Raw genomic sequence first — 17,896 nt, 5'->3', positions numbered from 1 at the left:
CGGCCGTCGCCTGCACCTTGCCTCGTACTCTTCCGGTTACCGGCGGGTCCGCAAATGATCGGACTCGCCACGTGCCGCGACCCAGCTTTGTAGGGTGTCGCCAAACGCGGCAGCCGCGGCCCCCGGCTAAGGAGCTCGCGGATCAGCGGAGGATGCCCTGCCGCGCGAGGTGCTCCACGAGCAGCTCGCCGATGTGCTGGATGTGCCCCCGCATCGCCTCGCGCGCGGCGTCGGCGTCGCGGGCGCGCAGCGCCGTGAAGATCGCCGCGTGGTCGTGTGCCGACGCCGAGGCCCAGCCGTCGATCCTGCCGAAGAAGCGCAGCGGCACGTAGCTCACCGTCAGGTTCAGCAGGGAGGCCATGCGCAGCGAGTCGGAGACCTTGTTGATGGTGCGGTGGATCTCGTGGTTGAGGCTGTCGACCAGTTCGGTGTCGCCGCGCCGCTCCGCGACGCCCAGCCGGGCCTGCACCTCGTCGAGCCGGTCGAGCTCGGCGTCGTCGAGACCGGCCGCGGCGCGGGCCGCGAGCTCACCGGCGATGAAGGACTGCACCTGGAAGAGGTCCTGGACGTCGCGGCGGGTCAGTGGCACGACCCGGTAGCCGCGCCGGGGCTCCCAGCGCACCGAACCCTCGCTGTGCAAGATCATGAGCGCCTCGCGCACGGGGGTCTGGCTCACGCCGAGCTCCGCGGCGAGATGCTCGGTGCGCACGAACTCGCCCGCGGGGAACTGGCCGACCATGATGCCCTCGCGAACGTAGGCGGCGACCCGTTCGCTGAGCTGCTGTTTGCCGCCGAACGCGGCGCGGCGCTGCGGCTGCGCGCCCGGCCGTTCAGGATCTCTCGCGACGGTCGGCATTTCTATATTCTATGCGGCCCTGCGACCGGGCTCACTCCGCCGCCTCGCGAGGATTCTATAGAATGCAGGGCGGATGACGACGTCCGACGGTTCCACGGAGGTATCGATGGCCGACCCGCTCGAGCAGTACCTGCGGCACTGGCGGCCGGAGCCGCGCGCCGAGACCGGCGTGGTCGCCGCCGCGCCCGTCGCCGCGCTCTCCGGGGTGCTCGACCAGCCCGTCGCCGCGCACGCGGGCGAGGAGCTGCCGCCGCTGTGGCACTGGCTGCACTTCCTCGACTGGCCGCCGCAGCGTGAACTCGGCGAGGACGGTCATCCCCTCGACGGGCACTTCCTGCCGCCCATCCCGGATCGCCGCCGCATGTTCGCGGGCGGCAGGCTCACCATCGCGACCCCGCTCGAGACGGGAGCCGACACCGAACGTGTGTCCACTGTGGCCGAGAAGACCGTGAAACACGGCCGTACCGGCGAACTGGCATTCGTGACGGTGCGCTCCGAGTACCGGCAGCGCGGCGAGCTCAGGCTCACCGAGGAGCTCGACTACGTCTACCGCAGCGGCGACGACGCGCCCCGCGCGTTCACGACCACCACCGAGCCGCCACCCGCGGACGAGGCGCCGTGGCGGCTCACCCCCGCGACCGATCCCACTGTGCTGTTCCGGTTCAGCGCCCTGACCGCCAACACGCACCGCATCCACTACGACCTCCCCTACGCCACCGGGGTCGAGGGCTATCCGGGGCTCGTGGTACACGGGCCGCTGCTGGCGGTGCTGATGCTGGAGCTGGTGCGGCGCAACACCTCCCGGCCGGTGGCGTCGCTGAGCTTCCGGCTGCGCCGTCCCGTGTTCGCGGGCGACCGGGTCGTGGTCACGGGCGGACCCGCGGGCGACGATGGCGCGGAACTGGCGGTGGCGAGCGCCGCTGAGGGGCGTCATGCCACGGCGTCGGTGCGGTTGGGGGGGTTGGGGCGGTGAGTATGGCTGAGCTGGATGTCGATGAGCGGGCGATCGTGGAGACGGTGCGGGATTTCGTGGACAACGAGGTCCGCCCGGTGGTCAGGGAGCTGGAGCACGCGAACACCTATCCGGAGGCGTTGATCGAGCAGATGAAGCAGCTCGGTGTCTTCGGGCTGGCGATCCCGGAGCCTTATGGTGAGGTTCGGGTGTCGACGCCGTGCTACGCGCTGGTCACCGAGGAGCTCGCCCGGGGCTGGATGAGCCTGGCCGGGGCGATGGGCGGTCACACGGTGGTGTCGAAGCTGCTGCTCGACTACGGGACCGAGGAGCAGAAGGCGCGTTACCTGCCGCGCATGGCCACCGGAGAGCTGCGCGCCACGATGGCGCTGACCGAGCCGGGCGGCGGTTCGGACCTGCAGGCGATGCGCACCGTCGCCGCGCGCGACGCCGGGGGTTCCGGGGGTTATGTGATCAACGGCTCCAAGACCTGGATCTCCAACGCCCGCCGCGCCGGGCTGGTGGCGTTGCTGTGCAAGACCGACCCGTCGGCCTCGCCCGCGCACAAGGGCATCAGCGTGTTGCTGGTGGAGAAGGTGCCGGGCTTCACGGTGTCGAGGGACCTGCCGAAACTCGGCTACAAGGGCGTCGAGACCTGCGAGCTGTCGTTCACCGACTGCCGGGTGCCCGCCGATGCGCTGCTGGGCGGTGTCGAGGGCGCCGGGTTCGGGCAGATGATGCGCGGGCTGGAGATCGGCCGCATCCAGGTGGCCGCGCGCGCCACGGGTGTCGCACGGGCCGCGTTCGACGACGCGTTGCGCTACGCCCAGCAGCGCGAAGCGTTCGGCACGCCCATCTGGAAGCACGAGTCGGTGGGCAACCACCTGGCCGACATGGGCACCAAGCTCACCGCGGCCCGCAGGCTGCTGCTGCACGCGGCGAACAGATACGACTCGGGCGAGCGCTCGGACCTGGAAGCCGGGATGGCCAAACTGTTCTGCTCCGAGGTCGCCATGGAGGTCGCGCTCAACGCCGTGCGGGTGCACGGCGGCTACGGCTACTCCACCGAGTTCGACGTCGAACGCTACTTCCGCGACGCGCCCCTGATGATCGTGGGCGAGGGCACCAACGAGATCCAGCGCAACGTCATCGTGTCCCAACTGGTCGCGCGCGGCGGACTGTGAGACCGCGACGCCGAGCGCTTACGGTGACACGCAGAGGACCCGAGTGAGGTGGAGGAAATGTGGCTGGACCGCTGAGCGGGCTCAAGGTCGTCGAGATGGCCGGTATCGGGCCGGCCCCGCACGCGGCGATGATCCTCGCCGATCTCGGCGCCGACGTCGTGCGCATCGAGCGACCCTCCGGTGGACTGAATCTCTCCGGTGACAAACCGGACCACCTGCTGCGCGGCAGGCGCTCCGTCGCCGCCGACCTCAAATCCGAGGAGGGCAGGGACCTCGTGCTGCGCCTGGCGGCCAAGGCCGACGTGCTGATCGAGGGATTCCGGCCCGGCGTCGCCGAGCGGCTCGGTATCGGCCCCGCCGACTGCCAGGCCGCCAACCCACGGCTGGTCTACGGCCGGATGACCGGCTGGGGCCAGGACGGCCCACTCGCCCAGCGCGCCGGCCACGACATCAACTACATCTCCCTCACCGGGGCACTGCACCACATCGGCCGCCACGACGAGCCGCCCGTGCCGCCGTTGAACTTTGTCGGCGACTTCGGCGGCGGGTCGATGTTCCTGCTCACCGGCCTGCTCTCAGCGCTGTGGGAGCGCGAGCGCTCCGGCCAGGGCCAGGTGGTCGACGCCGCCATGGTCGACGGTGCGAGCGTGCTCGCGCAGATGATGTGGGCGATGCGGGGCATCGGCATCTGGAACACCGAACGGGCCAGCAACCTGCTCGACGGCGCGGCACCCTTCTACGACACCTACGTCTGCGCCGACGGCCGCTACGTCGCGGTCGGCGCGCTCGAACCCCAGTTCTACGCCGCGCTACTCGAAGGCCTCGGCCTCGACCCCGCCGACCTGCCCGCACAGCTCGACCGCGCGGGCTGGCCCGCGCTGCGCGCGAGGTTCACCCAGCTGTTCTGCAGCCGCACCCGCGACGAGTGGGCGCAGGTGTTCGCCGACACCGACGCCTGCCTCACCCCCGTACTCACCATGGACGAGGTGGCGCAGCACCCGCACCTGGCCGCGCGCGAGACGCTCACGGAAATCGACGGCATCGTGCAGCCGAAACCCGCGCCCCGGTTCTCGCGTACGGTCCCCGCACAACCGAGCCCACCGCCCGCACCCGGCGCCGACACCGACGCGGTCCTGCGGGACTGGCTCGGATGACCGGCCCGAGCGCACGGCCCCGCGGCGAGGACGTCCTCGTCGAGCGAACCGGGGCGGTCCTGCGGATCACGATCAACCGGCCCGCGAGCCTCAACGCGGTCACCGCCGACATGCTCACCGTTGCGGCCGAGGCGGTGGAGGCGGCGGGCCGCGACACCGGCGTGCGCGTGATCGTGCTGACCGGAGCCGGGCGGGCGTTCAGCTCCGGCGCGGACCTCACGGGCACGGGCCAGGGCACGGCGCCGGGAGCCACGCTCGACGCGGCGAACCGGCTCACCACGGCACTGCGCACCGTGCCCAAACCCGTGCTGGCCGCCGTGAACGGACTCGCCGCGGGCGTCGGGTGCTCGTTCGCACTCGCGGCCGACCTCACCGTGGCCCGCGAGTCGGCATTCTTCCTGCTCGCCTTCGCCAACGCCGGACTGATGCCCGACGGCGGAGCCACCGCGCTCCTGCCCGCGGCGATCGGGCACGCGCGAGCGGCCCGCATGGCGATGCTCGCCGAACGCATCCCCGCACCACAGGCAGCGGAATGGGGCCTGATCGCGTTCGCGGTGCCCGACGACGAGTTCGACGACCAGGTCCAGCGCCTCACCACCCGGCTCGCCGAGGGCCCGACAGCGGCGTTCGCGCAGACCAAACACGCCTTCAACACCACGGTCCTCGACCGGCTCCCCCAGGCCCTCGAAGCCGAACGCGAAGGCCAGAACGCCCTGTTCCACAGCGCCGACTTCGCCGAGGGCGTGACCGCCTTCCGCACCAAACGACCCCCGGCATTCGAGGGTCGCTGAGCCGTCGGCGCCGAGGGGGCGCGGGCGTCCGTAGTGGACGCTGGCAGGATGGACCGCATGCCCGGAGCCGATCTATCCCGGCGACAGCTGCTCGCCATGGCCTCGATGACCGTGCTCGCGTGCGTGCTGTTCGTCGTGATGCTGGTGTCGTTCGAGCCCTCGCCGGTGCTGTGGTTGTGCAGCGCACTGATGCTGGGCAGCGCCGTGGCGTTCTGGGTGGGCTACGCCGTGCAGCGCGGACGGAACCGCTAGCGGGAACTCGCCCCGCGCCGGGTCGCCGCGAGGCTGCCCAGCAGGCTCAGCGCCTGCGCGCTCGGGCTGCCCGGCTCGGCCTGGTACACGATGAGCTGCTGGCCGGGCGCCGCACGGACCTCGAAAGCCTGGTAGGTCAGCGACAGCGGGCCCACGTCGGGGTGCGCCAGCTCCTTGGCGGCGTGGGTCTTGCCGCGCACGTCGTGGGCGTGCCACAGGGCCGGGAACTCCACGCTGCCCTCGCCGAGCTCGGCGAGGAGCTCGACCAGCCGCGGGTCGTGGGCGTCGTGGCCCGCGGCGACGCGCAGGTTCGCGACCGTGGCCTCCGCCGCCCGATGCCAGTCGGCGTAGAACGTCCGGCCCGCCGGGTCGAGAAACGTCATGCGCAGCAGGTTGTCCGCCTCGGCGAACGGCGAGAACAGCTCGGCGGCGATCGCGTTACGCGCCAGCACGTCGAGCGTGCGGTTGAGCACGAACGCCGGGCTGGCCGTCCACGTGTCGAGCAGCTGGAGCAGTTCGGGGCCCACGACCTCGCGCCCGCGCGAGCGGCCCGTGCCGGGACCCGCTCCCGCCACGCGGTAGAGGTGCTCGCGCGCGTCGTCGGCCAGGTCGAGCGCCCGGCTGAGCGCGTCGAGCACTTGCCCGGACGGATGCCGCTCCCTGCCCTGTTCCAGGCGCGTGTAGTAGTCGGCGCTGACCCCGGCCAGCACCGCGATCTCCTCGCGCCGCAGGCCCGCGACCCGCCGCTGGCCGTGCTCGCGCAGCCCGACATCGGCGGGACGCAGGCGGGCGCGCCGCGCGCGGAGGAACTCACCCAGCTCGTTGTCGGCCATGCCGTCACTCTACGAACGCACGGCCCCGCGTGCCTGGGTGCCGCGCACCCAGGCACACCGCGTCCTGGCCCGGCCCTCGCGACCCATCGAGAGTCGGTGCCATGACCAGCAACGCACACGTGATCGGGATGTGGGTGACGGCCGACGGCCACATCCGTCAGGAACTGCGCGCCGACGGCCGCTACGACGAGGCCCGCGGGAACCGCGCGAGCGCCTACACCGGCTCCTACACCCGTCATTGGCGATCACCTCGACTACGTCGACGACACCGGGTTCACCGCCACCGGGGACCTGCGCGACGGCGTGCTCCATCACGAACACCTCGTCCTCTACCGGGAGAGCTGAGCACATGACCACCGAGAGCAAGATTGTCCTGATCACCGGCGCCAGCAGCGGCATCGGCAAGGCGAGCGCCCGCCTGCTCGCCGCCCGCGGCCACCACGTCGTGCTCGGCGCCCGACGCACCGACCGCCTGCGCGCGCTCACCAAGGACATCCACGACGCGGGAGGAACCGCCGAGTTCCACGCGCTCGACGTCACCGACGCCGCGAACGTCCGGGAGTTCGCCGACGCCGCCCTCGCCGCGCACGGCCGGATCGACGTCCTGGTGAACAACGCGGGAGTGATGCCGTTGTCGAAGCTCGAGGCGGGCCGCGTCGAGGAGTGGGACCGCATGATCGACGTCAACGTGCGCGGGGTGCTCAACGGCATCGCGGCGGTGCTGCCCGTGTTCCAGGCGCAGGCACACGGGCAGTTCGTCAACGTCGCCTCGATCGGCGCGCACCAGGTGAGTCCCACCGCTGCGGTGTACTGCGCCACGAAGTTCGCGGTGTGGGCGCTGTCGGAGGGCCTGCGCCAGGAGGTGGGACCCGACATCCGCGTCAGCGTGATCTCCCCCGGCGTCACCGAGTCCGAGCTGGCCGACAGCATCGCCGATCCGGTGGGGCGGGAGGAGATGCGTGTCTTCCGCGCGGTGTCGATCCCCGCGTCGGCGGTGGCGGAGTCGATCGCGTTCGCGGTGGCGCAACCGGCCACTGTGGACATCAGCGAGATCGTGGTCAGGCCGACGGCCGCGTAGCCCAGGGCGCGCTGTGCCAGCTTGACAAATGCCGTTGCCGAAACTGGGATGGACGGCATGGACCACAGCGCGACACTGGACGAGGTCGGACCCCGGCTCAAACGACTCCGCACCGAACGCGGGGTCACGCTCACCGAGCTGGCCGGGGTCACCGGCATCTCCACGAGCACCCTGTCGCGGCTGGAGTCCGGGCAGCGCAGGCCCAGCCTCGAACTGCTGCTGCCCATCACGCAGGCGTACCGGATCCCGCTCGACGAACTGGTCGGCGCGCCCGCCGTCGGCGATCCCCGCGTGCGCCCGGTGCCGATCCGGATGAACGGGATGACCGCTCTGCCGCTGACCAACTATCCCGGGCCGCTCCAGGCGTTCAAGCTGATCGTGCCCTACCGCGGCGAGGAACCCGAGCCCCGGACCCACGAGGGCTACGAATGGCTCTACGTGCTCTCCGGACAGCTGCGCCTGGTGCTCGGAGAGCACGACGTGGTGCTCAAGACCGGCGAGGCCGCCGAGTTCGACACCCGCGTGCCGCACTGGTTCGCCAGCGCGCGAGCCGAACCCGTGGAGCTGCTGAGCCTGTTCGGCAAGCAGGGCGAGCAGATGCACGTCAGGGCCAAGCACAAGCACTGAGCCCGGCTCGCCACCTCCGTCAGGAGGCGGCGGCCAGGCGGGTGCGCCGGTGCAGCACCTCGGAGAAACCGTCCACAACGGACAGCAACCGGGCCTCGGCGTCGGCCTCGATCGTCACGCCGCGTTCCGACATGGTCACCAGCTGGTTGAGCAGGAAGTAGCCCTGCACCACGTGCTCGGCGCCCATCGAGTTCAACACGGGCCGGAACGCGTAGTCGATCGCGAGTACGTGCGCGAGGCTGCCGCCCGTGGCCAGCGGCAGCACGACCTTGCCGTCCAGTGCGAACTGCGGCAGCAGGTCGAGCAGCGACTTCAGCAGGCCACTGTAGGAGGCCTTGAACACGGGCGAGGCGACGATGATCCCGTCGGCACTGGCGAGCGCGTCGGCGACGGCGGCGATGTCGGGCTGCGTCGCGTCGCCGGACAGCAGCGCTCCCGGCGGCAGGTCCCGCACGGGGACGAGCGCGATCCGATGCCCCTGACCGCGCAGGCGCGCGGCCACGTGCTCGATCACGGCCTCGGTCCGCGAGGTCGCCGACGGGCTGCCGGTCAGCGCGAGGATTCTGGCCACGAGATCATCTCCCGGAGGGTACTTGCCGCCGCCGCGCGGAACGCGGCGGCGTGTCGACCGGTACGCCGGAGAGCTCCGGCGACCACCTCATGTGATGGCTGGAGTCACCTCGGCGCGCACCGGCAGCCCCGCCGCGGCCCACGCGCGGAAACCGCCGACGAGGTCGGTCGCGGCGGGGAGCCCGACCTGCTGCAGATCACGCGCCGCGAGGCTCGAGGCGTACCCCTCGTTGCACAACACGATCACGGTCGTCTGCTCGGTGACGCCCTCGATCCGGTGCTCACCCCGCGGGTCGAGCCGCCACTCCAGCACGATCCGCTCGATGGGGACGGAGCCGGGGATCTCTCCCTCGGCCTCGCGGTTGTGCCGCGGCCGGATGTCGACGAGCAGAGCACCGTCGTCCTGCAGGCGCAGCGCCTCGTGCGGCTCCACGCGCCGCAGTCCCGTGCGTGCCTCGGCGAGAACGGTCTCGATGCTCATGGGCCCTCCTCCTCGGTGCGGGCCAGCAGCTCTGAGAACGGCATGTCCAGCGCCGGCAGCGGCGGGATCTCCGCCGGGATGTCGTTCAGGCTCTCGTACTGGCGGGTAGGCACCAGCGGCGGCGAGTAGGCGTGCACGGTGACCGCAGGCGCGTCGCTGACGTTGCGCAGCTGGTGGGCGTGCCCGGACCCGAATCCGAGCGCCGAGCCGGTGGTGCGCACCGCCCTGCGCAGCGGGCTGCCCGGGTAGCGGTAGGTCTCATCCAGCGTGCCCGTGAACACGGTGAACGAGCCGGCCGCACCGCCGTGGTCGTGGGGGTCGGTCCCCTGCCCGGGCAGCCAGCTCAGCAGCCACAGCTCGACCCCTCGGGTCAGCGCCAGCCGCGACCACCAGCGCTGTTCGGATACGTAACGCACCAGTTCGGACAGAGGCGCGGCCAGGTCACGGGCCGTGCTCTCGGTGAGGTGCCGCAGTTGCTGAGGTGTCCACAGCGGCTGTTCCGGGTGCAGCTGCCGGTGCGGCAGCCATGCGTGCAGGGCCGGGTGGACGTCGACGTCCGCCGTCGTCGTGCTCATGAAGATTCTGCTCCCTGGTGCTCAGTGAATGCGGGCGCGCGAGAAACGGCTCTCGCGCGGACATTCACCGGAGGCCACCAGGACGAGCTCGATGGTCCGGTCTCTCCAGAAGTAGCGGACGGGTAGCACACCGAGATGATGCCACAAGTCGATTGTGGCGTGCATACGGTCCCAGCTCCCGGGAATTCTCATGGCGACGGATCATTTCTTTCCGAACAAAAAAGGAATCGTCAGGACGGCGCTCGCTCGCCGGCTTCGACCGCGAAGGGCAGCGCATTTCCGGCGGGCGGGCGGATGCAGGTACCGAAGGGGGTGAACGCCGAGGGCGGATTGAGCGCCCGGTTGAAATCGAGCACCGCGCGGCCCGCTCTCGGCCTGCGCACGGCGAGGGTGCGCCAGGGCGCCGTGACCGATCCGCGCGTGGCGTCGGTGAACGCGACGGACAGGTCGCTGCCCCTGCCCGCGGTCGCCGCGAGCGCGTACTCGGTGCCGCCGAGCTCCACGCGCAGCTCCCCCACCACCTCCCGGCGCCGCCGCAGACCCGGCTGAGCGGTCTCGGCCCGCATCACCGGGGGCGGCGTGAACAGCACGAACCGCGCGGGCACGACCCAGCCGGGGTCGTAGGCGAACGCGCTGACCCCGGAGAACGCGCCGAGCGCGGGCGAGTGCGGGTCGCGCACCCTGATCGCGTAGCGACCGTCCCGGCGCAGCAGCTCGAGCCGCAGGCCACCGGCTTCGGCGAACAGCGCCGACGCGCCTTCGGAGGTGCTGAGCTGCGTGGTGCCGTCGAGCAGCAGATCCTCCACGATCAGGCCCTCGTCGGCGGTCGCGGTGACGCGCGCCGCCCTCGGGCTGGCGCTCCACGCGCCGGGGATGCCGTCGAAGGTCCTGGCCTGCTCGTCGAGCCAGTGCAGCCCGGCGAGGCTGAGCCAGCCGTAGGGATCCCGCAGGCCCTGCTCACGGTCCGCGCGCCAGCCGAGCCATTCACCGGCGAGACCGGTGTCGAGTGTCGTCGTCATCATTCACTTTCCGCGTCGGGTGATTAATTGCGTCATGAATGTATTGGCGAACCTTTCTGGTTCACCAATCACTGACGGCGACAATGCACGCGGAAGACAATTTCCGGCAACGGTGTCCGAAGTGTGGACACCGTTGCCGGAACGGTGAATGAGCGAGGAAAGTGCTCTACTGCCAGTTCAGGGTGTCGATCAGCTGCTCGTCGAGAATGGAGGACATCGTCTCCATGTAGGCCGCCGTGACATGGTTGTTGTCCAGGTAGACCAGCACGTTGCCGATCACCGGAGGACACACCTCGACGGTGCAGAAGTAGTCGCTGAAGTCCAGGAAGTGGACGTTGGGCGGCAGGTCCGTCAGCTCGGCGTAGGGCGCCTCGGGTGCGAGCAGCTCGGCGCGCGGGGTGCTGCACTCCGGTGCCTGCGCGCCGTTGGTCTCGACGCAGTCCGAGGGACCATCGTCGTAGCGCGGGTTGTCCCGCACCGCGACGACGGGCACCCCGGCATCGGCGACCCTGCGCCACTGCTCCACGTAGCCCGGCGGCGTCCACTCGGTCAGACCGACGCGGACGTCCCTGGTGCCGATGGTGAACACGGCGTCGGGTTGCATCTCGATGATCTCGTCCGCCACGGCCGCGTTCCACGACGCGCACTCGGCGTCCTCGGGAGCGGACTCACCGTCGGAGGAGAACGGGCAGCCACCGCGGCCCATCGAGATGATCTGCCAGTTGCGCTCCTTGGCGATGGGGCGCAAGGCCGCGTTGTACTGCTGCGAATGCGAGTCGCCCGCCACCACGATGCGGCGTTCGGGCTCCCCCATCGTCTGCGTGGCGCACACAAGCAGCTCGGCGTGCTTGTCGGAGTCCTGGCACTCGTGTTCCTCGAAGAACGCGAACTGGTCCTGCAACGCCGCGAACGGCGGCATCAGCTTGCCCGTCTCCGGGACCGTCGCCGCACCGGGCAGCATCGACTTGGCGCCCGGGTACGCCGGGTCCTCTGGCATGAACGCGAACGCCGACTTCTGCTGGCTCGCGAACTGCCAGCCACCCGCCGCGACGAGCACCGGCACCAGCGCGATCGCGCCGAAGCGGTAGGCGCCCCAGCGGTGCTTGACCTCGACCTTCGAGTAGCGCACGGGGTTCTCGACCAGGTGGTAGGTCAGCACCGCGAGCACCACCGAGGCGGCGATCACCACGGCGCCGCCCCGCAGGCCGACTTCCTCCTGGTCACGGGCGATCAAGTAGAACAGCAGGACCGGCCAGTGCCAGAGATAGAGCGAGAAGCTGATGTTGCCCAGGTACTCGAGCGGGCGAGAGCCGAGGAGCCGGTCGGCGCCGATCTTGCTCCCCGTGGACCCGGCCACGAGCACGAGCGCCGCCGAGATGATCGGCCACAGTGCGGCGTACCCGGGGAAGACCGTGCCGACCTGGAGGACCAGACCACAGGACACCAGGCCCACCACGCCCAGCCAGCCCAGCACGACGCGGACGGCGCGCGGCAGGACAAGAGCGTCGATCGCGAGCGCCAGCAGTCCACCGAAGGCGAACTCCCACACGCGTGTCAGCGACGTGAAGTACGCGAACGGCTGGTCCACGGCCGTCAACCACACCGAGTAGGCCAGCGAGGCGGCCGAGACCACCGTGAGGGCGACGACCAGCGAGCGGCGCAGCTCCCAGCCGATGCGGCGGCCGAGGAACACGATGAACGCGATGAACAGCGGCCAGACGAGGTAGAACTGGCCCTGGATCGACAGCGACCAGAAGTGCTGAACGACACTGGCCTGGTCGTGCTGGGCGAAGTAGTCGGCGGAGTCCGCGGCCAGCTGCCAGTTCTCGACGAACAGGGCGGCCGCGACGACCTCGCGGATGGTCTGGAACCAGCGCCCCTCGGGCAGCAGCAGGTAGCCGAGCACCACGGTGGCGAGCAGCACGGTCATCGTGGCAGGGAAGAGCCGCTTGATCATGCGGCCCCACATAGGCTGGAACTTGATCCCGCCGCGCTGGGTCGCGCGGAACAGCTGGCCGGTGATGAGGAACCCGGTCACCAGGAAGAAGACGTCGACGCCGCCGGAGATCCGGCCCAGCCACACGTGGTAGATGACGACGAGCGCGGCGGCGAGCGCGCGCAATCCCTGCAGCTCCGGACGAAAACGGGTAGGTTGGGTCACACGTTCGACACTCTTGTCCGTCCCGCTCAGCACCCGGGCAGAGTACCGGCGGCCTGACACCGTCTGTCAGGCAGGCCGTTCCTTTCAGGACTGCACTGAATCCGCGAGTCGTGCACTGGGCCCACGAGTCGTGCGGTCTAGACCGCGAATCGTGCACTCCGGACGCCGAATTGGGCGCTCGAGACGCCGAAGGCGGCGTACCGGTGCTCCCACGTCGCCGACGAGTCTCGTCGCGCGCCCGGAGATCACCGGCCACCAGCACCCTGTGAGGCATGCCACCCGCGCTCACCGCCGGGTGGCGGTGAGCGCGGGGCACGGCTGGTGCCCGGGCGCGCCACTCACACTCCGGAGCGGGGGACTCGCGTGCCGGAGCGGGGGACTCGCGGGGCCGGGTGCGGGACTCGCGGGGCGGGTTGTCAGTCGGGTCGTGCCGGGAGGATGCGGCCGCGGACCTCGCCGAAGCCGAGGCGGCCGCCGCCCGCGGCGGGCGCCGTGGCCGAGATCGCCACCTCGTCGCCGTCGAGCAGGAAGCTGCGCTGCTCACCCGCCACCTCGACCGGCTCCTTGCCGCCCCACGTCAGCTCGATGAACGCGCCGCGCTGGTCCTGGGCGGGGCCCGAGATCGTGCCGGACGCGAAGAGATCGCCGGGGCGCGTGGTGGCTCCGTTGACGGTCAGGTGCGCCAGCATCTGGGCCGGTGACCAGTACATCTCGCGATACGGCGGGCGGGAGACCTCGTCGCCGTTCCAGACCACGGACAGGTCGATGTCCAACCCCCACGGCTCGCGTTCCCGCAGGTACGGCAGCGGTTCGGGGTCCTGGACGGGCGTGGGCACCCTCGCCGCCTCCAGCGCGAGGATCGGCACCACCCACGGTGAGACCGACGTCGCGAAGCTCTTACCGAGGAACGGACCGAGCGGCACGTACTCCCAGGCCTGGATGTCGCGCGCCGACCAGTCGTTGACCAGCACGGCGCCGAACACGCGGTCGGCGAACTCATCCGCAGACACCGGCGAGCCCAGCTCGGAGGCGGTGCCGACGACGAAGCCCAGCTCGGCCTCGATGTCGAGGCGGCGGCACTCACCGAACGTCGGTGTGTCCTCGTCGGGCGCCTTGCGCTGCCCGCGAGGCCGCACGACGTCGGTGCCCGACACCACGACGGTGCCGGAGCGCCCGTGGTAGCCGACGGGCAGGTGCTTCCAGTTCGGCATCAGCGGCTCGGCGTTCGGCCGGAACAGCCTGCCCAGGTTCGACGCGTGGTGCTCGGAGGCGTAGAAGTCCACGTAGTCGGCGATCTCGACCGGCAGGTGCAGCGTCACCTCGCCGACCGGGTGCACCGCCTCGTCCGGCACGTCGCCGGACATGAGCTCGGTGACCCGGCGGCGCACCTCCTCCCAGCGCGGCCTGCCCTGCGCCATGAACGCGTTGAGGCTCGGCGTGGCGAACACGTCGTCGCCCAGCGTGGCGGCGAGGTCCACCACCGAGTCGGCGACGCGCACGCCGACGCGCGGGGCGGTGCCCGGCGTCGAGAACACGCCGTAGGGCAGGTTGGCGAGCCCGAAGAGCGAGCCCTCCGGGATGTCGATCCTGGTCACGCGGTGACTCCTTCTCCACTCACCAGAGCCGGCGGGACCAGTCCCAGTCCCGCCAGCTCCTCGAGCGGCTCGGTGATACTGCAGGTGCCGAAGGACACGAAGGCCCGTCGCGCGGTGACACCGGCCTCACCGAGGTCCCGGACCCCGGCGGCGACCCTGGCGCCGTCGCGCTCGGCGAGCAGGGCGCGCAGCGCGGGCTCGTCCGCGCCGCGTAGCGCGGCGGCGGTGGCGAGCAGCAGGTTGAGGAACCCGTGCTGCTCGAAGCGAGTGGCCGGGTCGGTGTTGCGCAGGGCGTGGTGCAGCCCGGCCGTGGCCTTGAACGGCACCCCCGCCCCGACCACGGTGGCGATGGCCGAGGCCAGCTCCGCCTCATCCGGGTAGAGCTCGGCGCGCACTCCCCCGGTCCGGAGCTTGGCGCGGTACCCGGTCTCGGCGAGCGCCGCGACGACCTCGGCACGGCGCTCGTCCCGGGGCACCTCGACGTAGACCGTGACGTCGTGCGCGCCCGCGAGTGCCGTGTCGAGCGCCGCCAGGAACTCCGGGACGCCCGCGGGCACGGCCACCTCGACCGCGACCACGTCCACGGCCAGTCCGTTCGCCGTGGCCAGCGCGGTGGAGACCTGGGCGGGTCCCTCGGGCGCGGTGACCGAGAGCGCGAGCCGCCGCCCGGCGGGCAGCAGCGGGCCGAGCGAGGCCAGCGCGGGCTCGGCGAGCACCAACGGGCCCACCAGCTCGCCGTAGTCCGCCGCGCGATGCCGCACATGGGCGGGCACCGCGCGCTCCAGCGGCACGAGCCCGGGCGGGAACACCGCCGCGTCGTCGCACAGGCCACGCGCGAAGGCGGGCAGTGCGTTCGGCGAGTCCGGGGCGATCACTGCGCCGGTCCCCGGCCCGCCCATGTCCACGCGTAGTTCGGGTCTTCGCAGGCCAGGCCTCCCTCGCCCAGTTCGAGCGGGCGGAAGGTGTCGACCATGACGGCCAGCTCGTCGAAGAACTCGGCGCCGATGCTGCGCTCGTACGCGCCGGGCTGCGGGCCGTGTGCGTAGCCGCCCGGGTGCACGGAGATCGAGCCCTGACCGATGCCCGAGCCCTTGCGGGCCTCGTAGTCGCCGCCGCAGTAGAACATGATCTCGTCAGAGTCCACATTGGAGTGGTAGTACGGCACCGGGATCGACAGCGGGTGGTAGTCCACCTTGCGCGGCACGAAGTTGCACACGACGAAGTTGTTGCCCTCGAACACCTGGTGCACCGGCGGCGGCTGGTGCACCCGCCCGGTGATGGGCTCGTAGTCGTGGATGCTGAACGTGTAGGGATACAGACAGCCGTCCCAGCCGACCACGTCGAACGGATGCGTCGGGTACACCATGCGCGTGCCGACGATCGCGCCTCCCGCCCGGTGCTTGACGAGCACGGCGACGTCCGTGCCCTCGCCGCTGACCGGCGCGGTGGGACCGTGCAGGTCGCGCTCGCAGTAGGGCGAGTGCTCCAGGAGCTGGCCATAGCGGGAGAGATAGCGCTTGGGCGGCGCGACGTGACTGTTGGCCTCGATCGCGTAGGCCCGCAGCGGGCCCTCGCCGTGTGGCAGCCAGCGGTGCGTCGTCGAGGTCGGGATGATCACGTAGTCGCCCGGCTTCGCCTCCAGCGCGCCGAACACCGTCTCCACGGTGGCCTGACCGGACTCGACGTAGACGATCTCGTCGCCCACCGCGTTGCGGTACAGCGGCGAGTCCTGTGTGGACACCACGTAGGAGATCCGGACGTCGCCGTTGCCGAGGACCAGCCTGCGCCCGGTGACCACGTCGGTCTCGGCCCAGACCTCCTTGGGGAACAGCTCGTGCAGCTTGAGGTGCCGGGGCTTGAGCGGGTGGTTCGGTGTGGTCGTCTGGTCGGGCAGCTCCCAGACCTGCGAGTCGACGATCGCCGAGGGCAGGCCGCGGTGGTAGAGCAGCGACGAGTCCGACGAGAAGCCCTCCTCCCCCATCAGCTCCTCGTAGTAGAGGCCGCCCTCGTCGGTGTGGTGCTGGGTGTGACGTTTCGGGGGCACGGTGCCGACCTGTCGGTAGTACGCCATGACTGCCTCCTCGCTGTCGACGAACGGGCAGAGCTGCACCCGTTCATATAGTTCATGTCTTTACTACCTCGCGTCAAGAGGCAGCGGTGTCGGCCGTCAGTTCCGGCCGCGGACGTCGAACTGGTCCCGGTTGCTGACGAGCTTGTCGAGCAGGAGCACGAGAATTCGCTGCTCGGCCTCGGTGAGCACGCTGACCCACTCGTGCTCCCGCTCGTTCTGCTCACGGAAGAGCTCCACCATCTCGGTGCGGCCGCGGTCGGTGAGCGAGAGCAGCACCGACCGGCCGTCGCGCTCACCCGGCGTGCGCGCGAGCACCCCGTCGGCGACGAGCGACTTGGCCAGGTTCGACACCGCCGCCCTGCTCATCCCCGTGAGCTCGGCGGCCTTCTTGGCCTCGAGCGGACCGGCGAGCCAGGTGACGAACAGCAGCCGGAACCCGGACCACGACCGCCCGCGCGGGCGGTGCACCGAGGCCTCCAGGTCGTAGGTGACGATGTTGGAGGCGCGGTTCAGCGTCAGCAGCACCTCGGTGGCGAGCTGGTGGCGGAATCCGTACTCGGAGGCGAGCCTGCGGTTGGCGAGTTCGACGAACGACCAGAAGTCGAGCCCAGCACCCTCGTCGCTGTCCATCTCCATGCCCGCCACCTCGCCGCCAACTCGTAAATGCTGAAACTACTTTAGCGCAGCGGTGCTCGGCTCCGCAGCATCCGCGCCCCGGAGTTCCCTGGGCACGCGAGAGCGAGGACCGCGTGCGGATGCCGATGATCGTCGAACCGAGGCAGGCGCGGATGCACGTCGCGTTCCGGGCCGGGCAGGTCGATCCGATCGACCGTGGTTCCGCGGGGCTGGGGCTGCTCGCCGCCGCTGCCGGGCGAGCGCGACCAGATCACCCTCGCGCGCACGCGCGGCTTCGCCGTGTCCTCTGGGGAGATCGCCTCGTCGGTCGTCGGCATCTCCGCACCCGTGCCGCATCCCGGCACCACGCCGACGAGCATCGGACTCCCGCTGTTCGAGGCTCCCGACGAGGACCGGCTCGGCGCGCTCGTGGTTGACGCGGCCCGCCGGCCGGGCGAGCTGCTCCGCCAGTCCGGACCGGCTAGAGCCGCTCGCGGTAGGCGTTCACCGACTCGGTGAGCTCGCGCAGCGTGTCGCGCAACTCGTCGAGCTCGGCACCGTCCAGGCCCATCGCGTCACCGACCAGCCCGGGCAGCGGCACCGCCTTCGCCCGCAGCGCGTCACCCCGCTCGGTCAGCGCCACCCGCACGGAGCGCTCGTCGTCGCTGCGCCGTTCGCGACGCACCAGCTCGAGCTTCTCGAGTCGTTTGAGCAGAGGCGAGATCGTGCCCGAGTCGAGCTGCAGCGACCGGCCGAGGTCGGTCACCGTGAGCTCGTCGCGCTCCCAGAGGGCCAGCAGCACGAGGTACTGCGGGTAGGTCAATCCCAGGTCGTCGAGCAGTGGGCGGTACAGCGCGGTCACCGCGCGCGACGCCGCGTACAGGGCGAAGCAGACCTGGTCGTCCAGCACCGGTCCGTCCTGCCGTCCCATGCCACCCCGCCTCCTCGATATCCGACCGCCGATCATCCCGCGCGACGAAGGGGCCGGCAAGCCGGCTGTGAGCCATACCATTGCGCGAAATTAAGTTGTGCACAACTCAGTTATGGTCACTGAACCTGGAGGAACCATCCTCCGGCAGGCA

General features: G+C 70.9%; 20 protein-coding genes and 1 pseudogene. 8 read left to right on the top strand and 13 right to left on the bottom strand.

Features of this window, described 5'->3' with window-relative positions; genetic code table 11:
* Positions 1-142: 142 nt before the first annotated feature.
* A complete protein-coding gene (locus JHE00_RS00370) occupies positions 143-856 on the bottom strand; it encodes a GntR family transcriptional regulator (protein WP_200313561.1) in 714 nt (237 codons plus the stop codon).
* 106 nt (positions 857-962) lie between these two features.
* On the opposite strand from JHE00_RS00370, the gene JHE00_RS00365 reads away from it, so the two are divergent.
* Genes JHE00_RS00365 through JHE00_RS00345 form a run of 5 tightly spaced genes read left to right on the top strand, consistent with a single transcriptional unit; the run spans position 963 to position 5,189 of the window.
* Positions 963-1,829 (top strand): HTD2 family dehydratase, encoded by an 867-nt coding sequence (locus JHE00_RS00365; RefSeq protein WP_200313559.1) that lies wholly within the window; start codon positions 963-965, stop codon positions 1,827-1,829.
* A gap of 2 nt (positions 1,830-1,831) precedes the next feature.
* Entirely contained in the window at positions 1,832-2,992 is a 1,161-nt protein-coding gene (locus tag JHE00_RS00360) for an acyl-CoA dehydrogenase family protein (RefSeq protein WP_200313557.1), read from the top strand.
* Between the two features lie 59 nt (positions 2,993-3,051).
* A complete protein-coding gene (locus JHE00_RS00355) occupies positions 3,052-4,146 on the top strand; it encodes a CaiB/BaiF CoA transferase family protein (RefSeq protein WP_200313555.1) in 1,095 nt (364 codons plus the stop codon).
* Complete coding sequence (locus JHE00_RS00350; RefSeq protein ID WP_200313553.1) at positions 4,143-4,937, top strand: enoyl-CoA hydratase-related protein; 795 nt, start codon at positions 4,143-4,145, stop codon at positions 4,935-4,937. The genes JHE00_RS00355 and JHE00_RS00350 overlap by 4 nt, the downstream gene beginning before the upstream one ends.
* Positions 4,938-4,985: 48 nt before the next feature.
* Positions 4,986-5,189, top strand: coding sequence for a twin-arginine translocation signal domain-containing protein (locus tag JHE00_RS00345; RefSeq protein WP_200313551.1), 204 nt, complete (start codon positions 4,986-4,988; stop codon positions 5,187-5,189).
* Here the strand turns inward: JHE00_RS00345 and JHE00_RS00340 are convergent.
* Positions 5,186-6,022: a helix-turn-helix transcriptional regulator gene (locus tag JHE00_RS00340; RefSeq protein ID WP_200313549.1), complete on the bottom strand. Its 837-nt coding sequence runs from the start codon at positions 6,020-6,022 to the stop codon at positions 5,186-5,188. The two genes, JHE00_RS00345 and JHE00_RS00340, sit on opposite strands and share 4 nt — an antisense overlap.
* Positions 6,023-6,123: 101 nt before the next feature.
* Here JHE00_RS00340 and JHE00_RS00335 point away from each other — a divergent pair.
* The 3 genes and pseudogenes from JHE00_RS00335 to JHE00_RS00325 all read left to right on the top strand — a co-directional run bounded on the left by JHE00_RS00335 (position 6,124) and on the right by JHE00_RS00325 (position 7,727).
* Positions 6,124-6,367: pseudogene (locus JHE00_RS00335) on the top strand (Atu4866 domain-containing protein).
* A 4-nt stretch (positions 6,368-6,371) separates the two neighbouring features.
* Positions 6,372-7,100: an SDR family oxidoreductase gene (locus tag JHE00_RS00330; protein WP_200313547.1), complete on the top strand. Its 729-nt coding sequence runs from the start codon at positions 6,372-6,374 to the stop codon at positions 7,098-7,100.
* A 57-nt stretch (positions 7,101-7,157) separates the two neighbouring features.
* Complete coding sequence (locus JHE00_RS00325) at positions 7,158-7,727, top strand: helix-turn-helix domain-containing protein (protein WP_200313545.1); 570 nt, start codon at positions 7,158-7,160, stop codon at positions 7,725-7,727.
* 19 nt (positions 7,728-7,746) lie between these two features.
* Here the strand turns inward: JHE00_RS00325 and ssuE are convergent, their stop codons facing one another.
* The 11 genes from ssuE to JHE00_RS00270 form a co-directional block, all read right to left on the bottom strand.
* Entirely contained in the window at positions 7,747-8,298 is a 552-nt protein-coding gene (gene ssuE, locus JHE00_RS00320; RefSeq protein WP_200313543.1) for an NADPH-dependent FMN reductase, read from the bottom strand.
* A gap of 87 nt (positions 8,299-8,385) precedes the next feature.
* The gene (locus tag JHE00_RS00315) at positions 8,386-8,778 is read right to left on the bottom strand and encodes a rhodanese-like domain-containing protein (RefSeq protein ID WP_200313541.1); all 393 of its coding nucleotides are present in this window, start codon (positions 8,776-8,778) and stop codon (positions 8,386-8,388) included.
* Positions 8,775-9,353: a cysteine dioxygenase gene (locus JHE00_RS00310; RefSeq protein WP_200313539.1), complete on the bottom strand. Its 579-nt coding sequence runs from the start codon at positions 9,351-9,353 to the stop codon at positions 8,775-8,777. The genes JHE00_RS00315 and JHE00_RS00310 overlap by 4 nt, the downstream gene beginning before the upstream one ends.
* A 230-nt stretch (positions 9,354-9,583) precedes the next feature.
* On the bottom strand, positions 9,584-10,375 hold the full coding sequence (locus tag JHE00_RS00305; protein WP_200313537.1) for a DUF1684 domain-containing protein: 792 nt from the start codon (positions 10,373-10,375) through the stop codon (positions 9,584-9,586).
* A 163-nt stretch (positions 10,376-10,538) separates the two neighbouring features.
* Complete coding sequence (locus tag JHE00_RS00300) at positions 10,539-12,533, bottom strand: acyltransferase family protein (protein WP_200313535.1); 1,995 nt, start codon at positions 12,531-12,533, stop codon at positions 10,539-10,541.
* A 416-nt stretch (positions 12,534-12,949) separates the two neighbouring features.
* Positions 12,950-14,128 carry a fumarylacetoacetase gene (gene fahA, locus JHE00_RS00295; protein WP_200313533.1) on the bottom strand — a complete coding sequence of 393 codons (1,179 nt, stop codon included), beginning with the start codon at positions 14,126-14,128 and terminating at the stop codon, positions 12,950-12,952.
* On the bottom strand, positions 14,125-15,027 hold the full coding sequence (locus tag JHE00_RS00290; RefSeq protein WP_200313531.1) for a hypothetical protein: 903 nt from the start codon (positions 15,025-15,027) through the stop codon (positions 14,125-14,127). Before JHE00_RS00290 ends, fahA begins: the two co-directional genes overlap by 4 nt.
* Positions 15,000-16,199 (bottom strand): homogentisate 1,2-dioxygenase, encoded by a 1,200-nt coding sequence (locus tag JHE00_RS00285; RefSeq protein ID WP_200313529.1) that lies wholly within the window; start codon positions 16,197-16,199, stop codon positions 15,000-15,002. Before JHE00_RS00285 ends, JHE00_RS00290 begins: the two co-directional genes overlap by 28 nt.
* A 96-nt stretch (positions 16,200-16,295) precedes the next feature.
* A complete protein-coding gene (locus JHE00_RS00280; protein ID WP_372440332.1) occupies positions 16,296-16,835 on the bottom strand; it encodes a MarR family winged helix-turn-helix transcriptional regulator in 540 nt (179 codons plus the stop codon).
* Between the two features lie 41 nt (positions 16,836-16,876).
* Positions 16,877-17,194 (bottom strand): hypothetical protein, encoded by a 318-nt coding sequence (locus JHE00_RS00275; RefSeq protein WP_200313527.1) that lies wholly within the window; start codon positions 17,192-17,194, stop codon positions 16,877-16,879.
* A 101-nt stretch (positions 17,195-17,295) separates the two neighbouring features.
* Positions 17,296-17,745, bottom strand: a complete 450-nt coding sequence (locus JHE00_RS00270; RefSeq protein WP_200313525.1) for a MarR family winged helix-turn-helix transcriptional regulator — start codon at positions 17,743-17,745, stop codon at positions 17,296-17,298.
* Between the last annotated feature and the right edge of the window lie 151 nt (positions 17,746-17,896).

Origin of the sequence: Prauserella cavernicola, from assembly GCF_016595675.1 — a bacterium.
In the GTDB taxonomy this organism is placed as follows: Bacteria; Actinomycetota; Actinomycetes; order Mycobacteriales; family Pseudonocardiaceae; genus Prauserella_A; species Prauserella_A cavernicola.
This window is presented reverse-complemented; position numbering and strand designations above follow the sequence as displayed.